This window comes from Candidatus Methylomirabilota bacterium (assembly GCA_035315345.1).
Taxonomy (GTDB): domain Bacteria; phylum Methylomirabilota; class Methylomirabilia; order Rokubacteriales; family CSP1-6; genus CAMLFJ01.
On the sequence record DATFYA010000152.1, the window covers coordinates 1 to 13,663 of the forward strand.

The 13,663-nt window shown below is 68.7% G+C and carries 14 protein-coding genes; 3 read left to right on the forward strand and 11 right to left on the reverse strand.

The features are described 5' to 3' along the window. Positions 1 to 589: hypothetical protein (locus VKN16_19890; GenBank protein HME96467.1), on the forward strand; the 589-nt coding region annotated here is incomplete at its 5' end. A 29-nt stretch (positions 590 to 618) separates the two neighbouring features. On the opposite strand, the gene VKN16_19895 is transcribed toward VKN16_19890, so the two are convergent. The 11 genes from VKN16_19895 to VKN16_19945 form a co-directional block, all read right to left on the reverse strand. Then, the gene (locus tag VKN16_19895) at positions 619 to 1,554 is read right to left on the reverse strand and encodes a UDP-glucuronic acid decarboxylase family protein (GenBank protein ID HME96468.1); all 936 of its coding nucleotides are present in this window, start codon (positions 1,552 to 1,554) and stop codon (positions 619 to 621) included. 11 nt (positions 1,555 to 1,565) lie between these two features. Continuing rightward, on the reverse strand, positions 1,566 to 2,876 hold the full coding sequence (locus tag VKN16_19900) for a UDP-glucose/GDP-mannose dehydrogenase family protein (GenBank protein ID HME96469.1): 1,311 nt from the start codon (positions 2,874 to 2,876) through the stop codon (positions 1,566 to 1,568). Positions 2,877 to 2,960: 84 nt separating this feature from the next. Beyond that, entirely contained in the window at positions 2,961 to 3,899 is a 939-nt protein-coding gene (cyoE, locus tag VKN16_19905) for a heme o synthase (protein ID HME96470.1), read from the reverse strand. After that, positions 3,889 to 4,776, reverse strand: coding sequence for a COX15/CtaA family protein (locus VKN16_19910; protein ID HME96471.1), 888 nt, complete (start codon positions 4,774 to 4,776; stop codon positions 3,889 to 3,891). Before VKN16_19910 ends, cyoE begins: the two co-directional genes overlap by 11 nt. Beyond that, complete coding sequence (locus VKN16_19915) at positions 4,773 to 5,666, reverse strand: cytochrome c oxidase assembly protein (GenBank protein HME96472.1); 894 nt, start codon at positions 5,664 to 5,666, stop codon at positions 4,773 to 4,775. The genes VKN16_19910 and VKN16_19915 overlap by 4 nt, the downstream gene beginning before the upstream one ends. A 2-nt stretch (positions 5,667 to 5,668) precedes the next feature. Continuing rightward, positions 5,669 to 6,004, reverse strand: a complete 336-nt coding sequence (locus VKN16_19920; GenBank protein HME96473.1) for a cytochrome C oxidase subunit IV family protein — start codon at positions 6,002 to 6,004, stop codon at positions 5,669 to 5,671. A gap of 11 nt (positions 6,005 to 6,015) precedes the next feature. Continuing rightward, positions 6,016 to 6,621, reverse strand: coding sequence for a heme-copper oxidase subunit III (locus VKN16_19925; protein HME96474.1), 606 nt, complete (start codon positions 6,619 to 6,621; stop codon positions 6,016 to 6,018). Positions 6,622 to 6,631: 10 nt separating this feature from the next. Next, complete coding sequence (gene ctaD, locus VKN16_19930; GenBank protein ID HME96475.1) at positions 6,632 to 8,497, reverse strand: cytochrome c oxidase subunit I; 1,866 nt, start codon at positions 8,495 to 8,497, stop codon at positions 6,632 to 6,634. A 10-nt stretch (positions 8,498 to 8,507) separates the two neighbouring features. Continuing rightward, the gene (gene coxB, locus VKN16_19935; protein HME96476.1) at positions 8,508 to 9,548 is read right to left on the reverse strand and encodes a cytochrome c oxidase subunit II; all 1,041 of its coding nucleotides are present in this window, start codon (positions 9,546 to 9,548) and stop codon (positions 8,508 to 8,510) included. 18 nt (positions 9,549 to 9,566) lie between these two features. Beyond that, positions 9,567 to 9,833 (reverse strand): hypothetical protein, encoded by a 267-nt coding sequence (locus VKN16_19940; protein HME96477.1) that lies wholly within the window; start codon positions 9,831 to 9,833, stop codon positions 9,567 to 9,569. Positions 9,834 to 9,948: 115 nt separating this feature from the next. After that, entirely contained in the window at positions 9,949 to 11,178 is a 1,230-nt protein-coding gene (locus VKN16_19945; protein ID HME96478.1) for a M20 family metallo-hydrolase, read from the reverse strand. Between the two features lie 144 nt (positions 11,179 to 11,322). Here VKN16_19945 and VKN16_19950 point away from each other — a divergent pair, with 144 nt between their 5' ends. Next, on the forward strand, positions 11,323 to 12,522 hold the full coding sequence (locus VKN16_19950; GenBank protein ID HME96479.1) for an acyl-CoA dehydrogenase family protein: 1,200 nt from the start codon (positions 11,323 to 11,325) through the stop codon (positions 12,520 to 12,522). A gap of 3 nt (positions 12,523 to 12,525) precedes the next feature. After that, entirely contained in the window at positions 12,526 to 13,662 is a 1,137-nt protein-coding gene (locus VKN16_19955) for an acyl-CoA dehydrogenase (protein ID HME96480.1), read from the forward strand. Position 13,663: the final 1 nt, after the last annotated feature.

Here is a 13,663-nt window from a genome sequence, read left to right on the forward strand (position 1 = left end):
CGAGATATGGCGTCGCCGCTCCTCCGTCCTCGGAGAGCCGGAGATGCTGTACTCCTCGCCCAGCGTTGTACGAAACCTGTCGTGGTCGCCGGATGGCCGCTGGATCGCCTTCGAGGCGAGCGATGACATCCTGCTCCTCGACCTGCTGTCGCGCACGGCCAAAGCCAGGATCGCCACGCCAGCCTTCGAGGCCGAGCCGAACTTCTCTCCGGACGGACGATGGCTCGCCTATTCGTCGATGGAGTCGGGCCGGCTCGAGGTCTACGTCGTGCCCACCTTCGACGGGCCCGGGAAATGGCAGGTCTCGAGCGGCGGCGGATTCACTCCCCGGTGGGCCCCGGGAGGACGCGCGCTGTTCTTCCACGGCGCCGACCACAACCTGAAGATCGTCGCGATGGAGCTCGGCAAAGAGCCCAGATTCGGCCTTGGCGAATCGGTCTTCGAGCTGCCGGGCGGAGAACCTTGGCGGCCCGTGTACGACATCGGCCCGGACGGGCGGATCCTGGCCACCGTGCAGCGGTCGCAGACCGACTCCGATGGCTTCAAGCTCATCCTGAACTGGCCGCGGCTGCTCGAGCCTGCGCGCTGACGCGCTGAAGCCTGCGTGTGGGGCGATAGCTAGGCGACGCCCAGCTTGCTCCGGAAGTAGGCGAGGGTCTTCGGCAGGCCCTCGTCGAGCTGGACCTTCGGCTCCCAGCCGAGCAGAGTGCGGGCGCGCGTGATGTCGGGCTGGCGGACCTTGGGATCGTCCACAGGCAGCGGCTTCTCGACGATCTTCGAGCGCGAGCCCGAGAGGGCCACGACGCGCTCGGCGAGCTGGCGGATCGTGAGCTCGTACGGGTTGCCGATGTTCACGGGATCCGACGTGTTCGACATCATCAGCCGGTAGATGCCGTCCACGAGGTCCGATACGTAACAGAGCGAGCGCGTCTGGCTGCCGTCGCCGAAGATCGTGACGTCCTCGCCGCGCAGCGCCTGGCTCATGAAGGCGGGGATCGCGCGGCCGTCCTCGACCCGCATGCGCGGGCCGTAGGTGTTGAAGATCCGGATGATCCGCGTCTCGACCTTGTGGTAGCGGTGGTAGGCCATCGTGATGGCCTCGGCGAAGCGCTTGGCCTCGTCGTAGACCCCGCGCGGCCCCACCGGGTTGACGTTGCCCCAGTAGTCCTCGCGCTGGGGATGCACGAGCGGGTCGCCGTAGACCTCGGAGGTGGAGGCGAGCAGGAACCGGGCGCGCCGCTCCTTGGCGAGCCCGAGCGCCTTGTGGGTGCCGAGGGCGCCCACCTTCAGGGTCTGGATGGGCAGCTCGAGATAGTCGATGGGCGACGCGGGGCTGGCGAAGTGGAGCACGTAGTCGAGCGCGCCGCCCACCACGATGTAGTTGGTGACGTCGTGCTTGACGAACAGGAAGCGCGGGTCGCTGATGTGGGCGATGTTGTCGGTCGACCCGGTGAGCAGGCTGTCCATGCACACGACCTCGCAGCCCCGGGCGAGCAGGAAGTCGCAGAGATGGGAGCCGATGAAGCCGGCCCCGCCCGTCACGAGCACGCGCACCGGGCCGGCCCTCAGCCCGCGAGCACGGGCTTGCGCCCGATCGAGTAGTACTCGAAGCCGAGCCGACGCATGCGCTCGGGCTCGTACAGATTGCGCGCGTCGAAGATCACGCGCCGCCGCAGGAGGCCGCCCAGCCGGTCGAGGTTCAGGTACTTGAACTCGTTCCACTCGGTGAGCAGGGCGACGCCGTCCGCCCCCGCCGCCGCCTCGTAGGCCGACTCGCAGAAGACCACGCCCTCGGGCATCATCGGTCGCGCGTTGTCCATCGCCACCGGGTCATAGGCCCGCAGCTGCGCGCCCGCCGCGTGAAGGAGACGCACCACCTCGAGGCTCTTGGCCTCGCGCATGTCGTCGGTGTTCGGCTTGAAGGCCAGACCCAGCACCGCGATCGTGCGATCCTCGAGCGGGCCCATCGCCTTCCGCATCATCTCCACCAGGTGCGCCGCGCGTTCCCGGTTGATCTCCACCACCGAGCGCAGGAGCTTGAAATCGTAGCCGAAGCGGGCCGCGGTGTGGATGAGGGAGTCGACGTCCTTGGGGAAGCAGGAGCCGCCGTAGCCGAGCCCGGCCTGGAGGAACTGCATCCCGATCCGGCTGTCCAGGCCCATGCCCTTCATCACCTGGCTCACGTCGGCGCCCGCGGTCTCGCAGATGTTGGCGATCGCGTTGATGAACGAGATCTTGGCGGCCAGGAAGGCGTTGGACGCGTACTTGATCACCTCGGCCGACGGCAGATCGGTGATGATCATGGGCCGCTCGAGCGGGGCGTAGAGCTCCACCAGGGTCATGGCCACCTGCTGGTTGGGGGCGCCGATGACGATGCGGTCGGGGCGCAGCGTGTCCTCGATGGCCGAGCCCTCCCGGAGGAACTCGGGGTTCGACACCACGTCGAAGTCGATCGGGCGCGGCTGGTGCTTCGTGATGACCTCGCGGACGAACTCGCCGGTTCCCACCGGGACCGTGGACTTGTTCACCACCACCTTGTACCGGTCCATCGCGCGCCCGATCGCGGCGGCCACCGCCTCGACGTGGGCGAGGTCGGTCTCGCCGGTCTCCTTGGGCGGGGTGCCGACCGCGATGAAGATGACGTCGGACTGGCGGACCGCGGCGGTCAGGTCGATGGTGAAGGTGAGCCGGCCATCGTCCTTGTTCCGGATCACCATCTCCTCGAGGCCCGGCTCGTAGATCGGCATCTGGCCGGCCCGCAGCGCCTCGATCTTGGCCTGATCGTTGTCCACGCAGACCACGTCGTTGCCGAGATCGGAGAAGACGGCTCCGGTCACCAGCCCCACGTACCCGGTTCCCACCACGCAGATGTTCATTCGATCAGACCTCCAGACGGGGTGTCAGGATAACAGACGAGCACATCCCCGCGCCAACGGGCCGGCGACCGGCGGACCGCTACCTCAGAGGAGGGCGTGCCGGACCAGCCGCTCGACCACCAGGGCCAGAAACAGCAGCAGCAGATAGAAGTTGGAGAACAGGAACAGCGAGAGCCACCCGCGCTGGTCCTCCGGCTGCCGGGCGAACTTGGTCGCGAGCCAGATGAGCCGGCCCCCGAGGGCGGCGGCCGCGACCAGCGCCACCGGTCCTCCCAGCCCGAAGGTGGGAGCGGCCAGCGACCAGGCGGTGAGGCCGAGCGCATAGAGCAGGATGAGCCGCGCGGTGCCCTCGACGCCGACCCGCTCCGAGACCATCGGAAAGCCGCCGGCCGCGTAGTCGGCGCGATAGCGCAGGGCCAGCGCCCAGAAGTGCGGCATCTGCCAAAGGAACAGGATGCCGAACAGCATCAGCGCGCCCGCATCGGCGAGATGGCCGCCGCCCGCGACCCAGCCGATGACCGGCGGGATGGACCCCGGAATCGCGCCCGGCACCGCCGCGAACGGCGAGTGCGGCTTCAGCCAGGGCGTGTAGACGCCGTTGTAGAAGGCGCTCGCGATGAGGCCGAGGATGCCGGCGGTGTGGCCGACGCCGAGCCAGAGGATGCCCGCGCCGCCCGCGATCGCGAGCAGCGCGAAGGCGAGCCCCTGCACGCGCGAGAGCCGACCGGACGGTAGGGGCCGGCCCGCGGTCCGGGCCATCAGGGCGTCGCGCCGGCGCTCCTGCACCTGATTCAGGGCGGAGGCGCCGCACGACAGGAGCATCACGCCGGCGAGCATCAACAGGCCCTGCGCCCACGGGAACTCCGGGCCGAGCGGGGCGCGCAGCATGAAGCCGGCCCCCGCCGACACCAGCACCAGGAGCACGATGCCGAACTTCGACAGCTCGGCGTACGCGCCGACGCGCTCGGTCACGCGGAGGGTGCCGATGTGCCGCGAGGCGGCCGCCGCGGCCCTAGGCGGCATGGGCCATGTCCCCCCGCCTCGAGGCCTTCCGCGCGGCCGACGGCACGAACCCGGGCCAGCCACCGGCCTCGACGCTCACCCAGACCAGCACCGCCCACAGCGAGTACCCGACCGCGGCGTGGGCCGCGCGGATCACCGGGGTGAGCTGCAGCAGCACCGTGGCGATGCCGAGCGAGACCTGCAGCACCGCGAGCGCGGCCACGAGTCGCGCCGCGACCGTCCGCCCGGCCAGCGCGAGATGGATGAACAGGCCGAGCAGCAGCACGCCGAGCCAGCGGTGCGCCCAGTGCACCGAGGGCAGCCAGCCGATCGGGAACACGTCGCCGCTGCAGAGCGGGAAGTCCGGGCAGGCGAGCCCCGCGCCCGAGTGACGGACGTAGCCGCCGAGGGCCAGCTGAACGAGCAGGACGATCAGCCCCACCCGGGCGAGACGCCGCGGGCGGTCCGACGGGGCGGCCGCGGCGCCGCGCAGCCCGAGGCCCAGCACGATGAGCGCGGCCAGGATGAGCAGCGCGTTGATCAGGTGCGCGGTGCTGATCAGGTCCGGCAGCTTCAGCAGCACCGTGACGCCCCCGAGCGCGATCTGCACCACCAGCAGGATCGGCACGAGCCACGCGAGCCGACGCAGGCCGGGCGCGCGCGTCTGCGCCAGCGTCACCACCGTGGTGGCCACGATGAGCACGCTCGCGGCGAGCGCGGCCAGGCGATGGCCGTACTCGATCAGCACGTCCGCGCGAAGCGGAGGGATCACCGAGCCGTGGCAGAGCGGCCAGTCGGGGCAGGCGAGGCCCGACCCGGTCGCGCTCACCACGTTGCCGAGCGTCATCAGGATGAAGACCGCCGCCACCGCGGCGAAGGCGACGCGCGCGGCGGTCAACCGGATGCCCCCTTGCCCGCGCGATAGCCGCTCGGCTCGCCCTCCGCCTGGCGCAGCGCCAGATCGTCGCCCCCGGCGCCCTGCCAGCGGAAGAAGATCACCGATACCGCGAGCAGGAACACGAGCCCGCCCGGGATCCACATGATCAGGCCGCCCAGGTGCTGGTCGGCGTGCGGGGTGAGCCACGGCCAGATGCGCGGCGAGGTCGAGTAGTACGGGTACAGGATGCCGTCCGCCATCGAGATGAAGATGGCCACCATGACCATGGGCAGTCCCACCACGAACAGGTACAGGAGCTGGATCGGATACGGAGCGCGCGGCAGCTCGCCCACCGGGGAGAGCACCGGCCACCACAGGATCACCGAGGCGGCCATCATCAGCAGGTGCCCCACGATGTGCACCTGATGCTGGTCCATGGCCAGGTTGTAGACCGGAGGCAGGTGCCAGACCACCAGCACGACGTTGAACGTGGCGAAGGCGCCGGCCGGCTTCGTGAGCGTGCGCCCGAGCGAGCGCAGACGAGGATCCGACAGCAGCGGCCGCACCATCCAGCCGGGGGTGCCGTAGAGCAGCAGCGGCGGCATCGCGAAGACCAGCAGCATGTGTTGCACCATGTGCGCGCTGAAGAGGTAGTAGTCCGAGAGATCGTGGATGGGGCCGGTGAGGGCCACGAAGAGCACCCCGAGGGCGCCCCCGAACGAGGCGATCCGGAGCGGCTCCACTCCGGCGCGCGGGTCGAGACGGCCGCGCCACAACGTCGCGGCGGCGTAGGCGGCGCCGAGGGCCACGAGCCCACCGACCACGACCGGATCGGCCTGCCAGGCGGTCCAGTCGAAGCCATCGGGCCCGAGGGGCGGCGGCCCCGCGGCCCCGGGTACTACGTGCGCCATGGCTAGTGGGGACGGGGCAGCAGCAGGAAGGCGCTGAAGAGCGCCATGACCGCCATGATGATGGCGATGGCAATGATCAGCGGCCCCACGAAGAGAGCCCGGAGGATCGGATGATCGTAGCGGAGATGCATGAAGAAGCCCACCACCAGGAAGAACTTGATCGCCGACATCACGAGCAGGCTCGACACGAGCAGGACGTTGGGGATGCCCGGGACGTAGAGCGTGGCGACCTCGAGCGCGGTGATGATCGCCAGCAGGATCGCCACGTTGACGTACGTCCGGACGGTCGCGTGCCCGCCTCCCTCGTGCGTCGCGGCGACAGCGTGCTGATCGGCCATGTCGCGGCCCCCTAGGGGATCAGGTAGATGACGGTGAAGATCGCGATCCACACGATGTCGACGAAGTGCCAATACAGGCCGGCGATCTCGACCTTGGTGTAGTCGCGGACGTCGAGCTGCCTCCGCCACGCCAGCCCGACCAGGATCAGGAGCCAGATGACGCCGCCGGTGACGTGCGCCCCGTGGAAGCCGGTGAGCACGAAGAAGCTCGATCCGAAGAGATTGGTGGAGAGCTTGAGGTCGTGGTGGAGCACGAAGGTGGTGAACTCGTAGACCTGGTTCAACACGAAGTGGAGCCCGAGCAGCGCGGTCACCAGGAGCCAGCGCGCCGCCGACTTGACGCGGTTGTGCTGCAGGTTGGCGAGGGCCAGTACCATGGTGAGCGACGAGGCGAGCAGGAGTGCGGCGCTGTAGGAGGTGAGCGGGATGTCGAAGACGTCGTGCGGTCCCGGCCCGGAGAGCGACTTGCCCTTGTAGGCGAGATAGGTGCCGATCAGCGACCCGAAGAACATGCAGTCGGAGCCGAGGAAGGCCCACATTCCCATCTTGCGGTTGTCGAGCCCGGTGTTGCCGATGTTCGGGTCGTGAATGACGTGAGCGGCGGCGTGGTCGGCCACGGGGGCTCTCCTAGTGTCCGTGCCCCTCGGCGGGGCGGTGCAGCTCCATGGCGAACTTGTACATGAGGTAGAGGGTGAGCAGGCCGCCCACGATCACCTGGTACATGCTGATCATCAGACCCGAGATCATGACCGCCATCGCGAGGGCCAGCAGCAGCGGCCAGAAGGAGGGCGACGGCATGTGGATCGCCGCGATCTCCGCCGCGGTCACCGGCGCCGGCCTGGGCGCGGGCGCCCCGCCGTGGCCGTCGCCGTGCTTCTGCAGCCAGTAGTCGTCGCGGTCGTGCACGTGGGGAACGCGGGCGAAGTTGTAGACCGGCGGCGGCGACGGGATCGCCCACTCCAGGGTCCGCGCATCCCACGGGTCGTTGCCCGCGATCTTCCCGGAGCGCATGGTCCGGATCACGTTGACGATGAAGAAGAGCAGCGACACCGCGATCAGGAACGCCCCGATCGTCGAGATGAGGTTCCAGAAGTTCCACCCGAGGTCCGGCGCGTAGGTGTAGATGCGCCGGGGCATCCCGATGAGCCCCAGGTAGTGCTGGGGGAAGAACGTCACGTTGAAGCCGATCATCATGAGCCAGAAGTGCCAGAGGCCCAGGCGCTCGTCGAGCAGCTTGCCGTTGATCTTCGGCCACCAGTAGTAGATGCCCCCGAAGAGGCCGAAGATCGACCCGCCGAACAGCACGTAGTGGAAGTGCGCCACCACGAAGTAGCTGTCGGTCTGCTGCAGATCGACCGGCGGGGAGGCGTGCATGACCCCGGAGAGGCCGCCCATCGTGAACATGGCGATGAAGCCGAGCGCGAAGTAGAGCGGGGTCCGGAAACGGATGCTGCCGCCCCACAGGGTGCCGATCCAGTTGAGGATCTTCACGCCGGTGGGCACCGCGATCAGCATGGTGGCGATGGAGAACGCGGAGTCGGCGACCGGGCCCATGCCCACCGAGAACATGTGGTGGCTCCACACCCCGAAGCCGAAGAAGCCGATCATGATGCCGGAATAGATGACCACCGGGGCGCCGAAGAGGGGCTTGCGCGCGAAGGTGGGCAGGACCTCGGAGACGATGCCCATCGCGGGAAGGATCAGGATGTAGACCTCGGGATGGCCGAAGATCCAGAAGAGGTGCTGCCAGAGCAGCGGATCGGCTCCCGCGGCCGGCGCGTAGAACAGGGTGCCGAAGAAGCGGTCGAACATCAGCAGAATGAGGGCCACCGTGATCGCCGGGAAGGCCAGGACGAGCAGGAACTGGGTCACGAAGCTCATCCACACGAACACCGGCATGCGCATCAGGGTCATGCCGGGCGCCCGCATGTTGATGATGGTCACCAGGAAGTTGAAGCCGGCCAGCATCGACGACACCCCGAGGATCTGCAGTCCCAGCATCCAGAAGTCGATGGTGTGGCGTGGGGAGAACTGCGCGGTGGTGAGGTTGGCGTAGCCGAACCATCCGCCGTCCGGGGCGAGGCCGAAGAGCCAGCTGGAGTTGAGGAACAGGGCTCCGGAGAGGAAGATCCAGTATGACAGCGCGTTCAGGCGGGGGAAGGCCACGTCCCGCGCGCCGATCATCAGGGGGATCATGTAGTTGAAGAAGGCCGCGCTCAACGGCATCACGGCCAGGAAGATCATGGTGGTGCCGTGCATCGTGAACAGCTCGTTGAACCGCTCCGCGCCGACCAGGGTGTTGTCCGGGCGGGCCAGCTGCAGGCGCATGATGAGCGCCTCGATGCCGCCGATCAGGAAGAAGATGAACGCGGAGGTGCCGTAGAGGATCCCGATCCGCTTGTGGTCCACGGTGGTGAGCCAGGACCAGACCGTTCCCCAGAACGTCTCGGTCTCGACCTTCGAGCCCGGCATGAATGCGGCCTGAGTGGCCATGGGGATCCCCTTATTTCAGGCTGAGGAGATAGGCGGCCAGGGCCTTGCTCTGCTCGGCCGTCATTCCGAGATTCGGCATCAGCGCGCCGGTCTTCAGGTGATCGGGATTCTCGATCCACTTCGCCAGGTTGTCCGGCGTGGAGTCGATCAGGTAACCGGCGAACCGCTTGCGGCTCGCGAAGTGGGTCAGGTCGGGCCCGATGTGCCCGGCCGAGATCCCGTTGATGGTGTGGCAGCCCACGCACGTCGACTGGCTGAAGATCGTCTTGCCCTGCTGGGCCAGGGGATCCGTCGACTCGACCGGCGGCCCCTGCTGGTTCTTGACCCACCGCTCGAACTCGGCCGGCTCGTGGACGATGACGTGGAAGCGCATGTTGGCGTGCGACACGCCGCAATACTCGGCGCACTGGCCGGGGTACTCGCCCGACACCTCCGGGGTCAACGTGATGTGGTTGACCCGATGCGGTACCACGTCGCGCTTGCCCCCGAGCTGCGGCATCCAGAACGAGTGAATGACGTCCGGGGCGTTCAGGAGGAAGGCCGCGGTCTGCCCCTTGGGCAGGTGGAGCTCGTTGGCGGTGGTGATCTTCAGCTGCGGGTAGCGGAACTCCCACCACCACTGCTTGCCGAAGACCTCGACGCGCAGCGCGGTGGCCGCGGGGGCCTCCTGGGTCTTGAAGATCACCCGGATGGTGGGGATCGCGAAGATGAGCAGGATGACCGCGAAGGCGATGGTCCAGCTGACCTCGAGCGCGGTGTGGCCGTGCACCTGCTTCGGGATCGGCGCACCGGGGCGATCGCGATAGCGCCAGCACACCCAGAGCAGGGCCGCCTCCACCGCGATGAAGATGCCGAGGGTCCACCACGAGATCAGCATGAAGATGTCGTGGGTGACCTTGCCGAAGTCCGACTTCGGCATCACGGTGCTCATCGGAGTGTCCCAGTTCCAGCCCACCCAGCTGCACGAGCTGGCGAGCAGGAGAACTCCGCCCAGCAGACAGGCCAGCGTCCAGTCGAAGCGCTTCGGGAGGGGGCGGGCGGGCTCAGTCATGGCGTCGGGTGGGTTCCTCTAGCGCGGAGCCGCCGACGTCGGGACCGAGATCCCGGTCGCGGCCACGGCGGGCCGTTGAACGTCGATCACCGCCATCCAGCTGCGGGCGGCCAGGAACAGCACGAGGAGCACCGGGATGCACGTCCAGAGCAGGTCGGTGAAGCGGCGCGCGCTCCGGGCCGAGACCGCGCGGCGCGACCGCACCACGAACACCAGTGAGCTGGCCTGGGCGGCCAGAAAGACGGTCAGGATCAGAGCGAGCAGCAGGTGCACTATCGTGGGCACAGCATCCTCTTGAAAGTTATGGCGCTGGAATCAGGCGGAGTGTACTTGATCCCGCCGACGATTGCCAAGTGGAAACTTTCACATGCGCGCTCCGAACGGCCCGCCGGAGGCAACTTCACCCGGCCAGATCGAGCAGTGTGTGGAGCAGTGCGTTGGTGCCGCGCCCGATCGCCTTCCAGTCGCTCATCTCGTCGGGTCGGTGGCTGCGTCCGCCGCGCGAGGGGATGAAGAGCATGCCCGATGCGGTCACCGAGGCCAGGTTCTGGGCGTCGTGGCCAGCCCCCGACGGCATCCGCTTGTAGGCGAGCCGCAGCTTCTCGCAAGCGGCCTGCACCGCCTCCATGACGCGCGGCGCGCACCGGGCCGGCTCCGTGCGCGAGAGCGTGTCCACCGCCACGCGCAGCCCGCGCCGGCGAGCCACCGCGCGCGCGAGGGCGACGCACTCGCGGTCCAGCCGCGCGAGGATCCGGCCGTCCAGCTCCCGCATCTCCTGCATCAGCACCGCGCGCGCGGGCACGATGTTGGAGACCCCGGGTGCCAGCTCGATGCGCCCGAAGTTGGTCACGCTCCGGCCGCTGCCCTTCTTCACGATGTGCTCGCGGGCCTTCAGCGCGTACTCGCACGCGGCCAGGAACGCGTCCTTGCGCCAGGCCATCGGCGTGGTGCCCGCGTGGTCGGGCTCGCCGACGAAGGTCAGGCGGTTGCGGCGGATGCCCACGATGCCCTCCACGAGGCCGATGGGCAGGCGCGCCGCCTCCAGGTGCGGGCCCTGCTCGATGTGCAGCTCGACGTAGGCGTGGATCGCCCGCGGGTCGCACCGGGCATCGGGCGCGCGCGACGCCTCGTAGCCGGCGCGCGCCATCGCGTCGACGAGGCTCTCGCCGTCGAGCGCGCGCAGGGCCGGGATCGTCTTGGGGTCGAGCTTGCCGGTGAAGGCACGTGAGCCGAAGAGGCTCCCGTAGCGGCCCTCCTCGTCGCTCCACGCCACCACCGCGAGCGGGCGCCGCACCGGCAGGCGCGCCTCCCGGATCGTCTGCAGGCATTCGAGCCCGGCCAGCACGCCCAGCGCGCCGTCGAGCGGTCCGCCCTCGGGCACCGTGTCGATGTGCGAGCCGGTCAACACCGCCGCGCCCTCCCCCGGCAGCACGCCGAAGGTATTGCCGGCGGGGTCGATGCGCGTCTCGAGCCCGGCCTCCTTCATCTTGCCGACGAGCCAGGCGCGCGCCTCCTCGTGGGCCGGACTCCAGCAGGAGCGCGTGATGCCGCGGCCGTCAGGATTTCGGCCGTAGGTCGCCAGTGTCTGGATGTGGCTCTTCAGGCGAGGCAGCGAGATCCCGGGGGCCATGGACGCCGCGAGTATACCGCACCGCGATGCTTGACACTTTCTGACGCGGGCTCGTATCATGGCAACTGAATCTTCGTTCAGCACCGTCCCGGTCAACCTCACCGAAACCCACCTGAGCGTGGGCCGCAGAGCGCGGGAGAGCATATGGACTTCACGCTGACCCCAGAGCAGGAATCCTTCCGCGACGAGGTGCGCGCCTGGCTCGGTCGGAACGTCCATCAGGACTGCGTCGCGCGCCTGCAGCGCGGCTCGGACATCCCGCGCCCCGAGGCCTACGACCTGCTGCGGCAGTGGCAGCGCAAGATGTACGAGGCCGGGTTCGTCGGGCTCACGTGGCCGAAGGAGGCGGGCGGCCGCGGCCTCACCTTCATGGAGGAGATGATCCTCCAGCAGGAGATGGCGCTGGCCAAGGCGCCGCCGATGCTCAACATCCTGGCCATCGGCATGGCCGGGCCCACCATCATCGCCTACGGCACCGACGAGCAGAAGAAGCGCTATCCGCCCAAGATGCTCTCGTGCGAGGAGATCTGGTGCCAGGGCTACTCCGAGCCCAACGCGGGCTCGGACCTGGCGTCGCTGCAGACCCGGGCGGAGAAGGACGGCGATCAGCACTATGTGATTAACGGCCAGAAGGTCTGGACCTCGCTCGCCCACATCGCGGACTGGATGATGCTGCTGGCCCGCACCGATCCGAGCGCGCCGAAGCACAAGGGCATCACCTATTTCCTCCTCGACATGAAGACGCCCGGCGTCACCGTGAAGCCGCTCAAGCAATTGACGGGTGACGCCGAGTTCAACGAGGTGTACTTCGACAACGTGCGGATCCACGAGTCGCAGATCCTCGGCGGGCTGAACAACGGCTGGGCGGTCGGGCTCACCACTCTGATGTACGAGCGGCTCGCCCTGGGCTTCGGCCTGCAGGTGCGGCTGCGCATCGCGCTGGACAGCCTGCTGGACCTCGCGCGCGCGACCAAGAAGAACGGAATCCCGGTGACCCAGGACCCGGTGATGCGGCAGAAGCTGGCCCAGATGTGGATCGACACCGAGGTCTTCAAGTACACCGGCGCGCGCGCCATCACCAAGCTGCTGCGCGGCGAGCTGCCGGGGCCCGAGGCGTCCGCGGGCAAGATGATGTGGGTCGAGGGCCACCAGCGCCTGCAGGAGCTGGCCATGGAGATCGAGGGGCCGTTCAGTCAGCTCAGCCACGGCAGCGAGTGGGCGGTGGCGGACGGGCTCTGGCAGCACAGCTTCCTGCGCTCGCGGGCCAACTCGATCGAGGGCGGCACCACCGAGATCCAGCGCAACATCATCGGCGAGCGCGTGCTCGGCCTCCCGAAAGGCTAAGCCATGAACTTCGGCTTCAACGACGAGCAGGAGCTGCTGCGCAACACCGCCCGCAAGTTCTTCGAGAACGAGTGCGGCTCGGACACGGTGCGACGCCTGATGGAGACCCCCGAGGGCATCAGCCCCGAGCTGTGGAAGAAGATCGCCGAGCAGGGCTGGCTCGGCCTGATCTATCCCGAGTCCTGCGACGGCATGGGCCTCGGGCTGGTGGATCTCGTCGTGCTCATGGAGGAGATGGGCCGCGCGGTGGTGCCGGGACCGTACTTCTCCTCGGTGCTCCTGGGCGGCCTCGCCATCCTGGAGGCGGGCCACGAAGCGCAGAAGAAGGAATGGCTGCCGCGGATCGCGGCCGGCGACAAGCGCGTCGCCCTGGCCTGGATGGAGCCGAGCGCGCAGCTGGGGCCCGCGGGCATCGCGCTCACCGCGGTCGAGAAGGGCGGGCGCTACACGCTGTCCGGCACCAAGCTCTTCGTGCACGACGCCCACACCGCCGACGCGCTGGTGGTCGCGGCGCGGACGCGACCCGGCGCGGGCGCCGACGGCGTCTCGCTCTTCCTGCTCCCCAAGGCGACGAAGGGCCTCGAGGTCGCGCTGCTGCCCACCATGGATCAGACCCGCAAGCTGTGCGAGGTCACCTGCTCCGAGGTCACGGTGGGGGCAGACGCGCTGCTCGGCGCCGCGGGCAGCGGCTGGGCCCCGCTCGGCCGCGTGCTCGACCGCGCGACGGTCGCGCTCTGCGCCGAGATGTGCGGGGGAGCCCAGAAGGTGCTGGACATGACGGTCGAGTACGCGAAGATCCGGCAGGCCTTCGGCCGGCCGATCGGCTCCTATCAGGGCGTGAAACACCGTGCCGCCGACATGCTGGTGGACGTGGAGAACAGCAAGTCCATCACCTACTACGCGGCGTGGGCCCTCGACGAGAACTCGCCCGAGGCGCCGCTGGCCGTCAGCATGGCCAAGGCCTACGTCTCCGACGCCTTCCGCCGCGTCGCCGCGGCGGGCATCCAGCTGCACGGCGGTATCGGCTTCACCTGGGAGCACGACCTCCACCTCTACTTCAAGCGCGCCAAGGGCTCCGAGTTCACCTTCGGCGACGCGACCCATCATCGCGAGCGCGTGGCCCAGCTGGTGAACCTGTAGC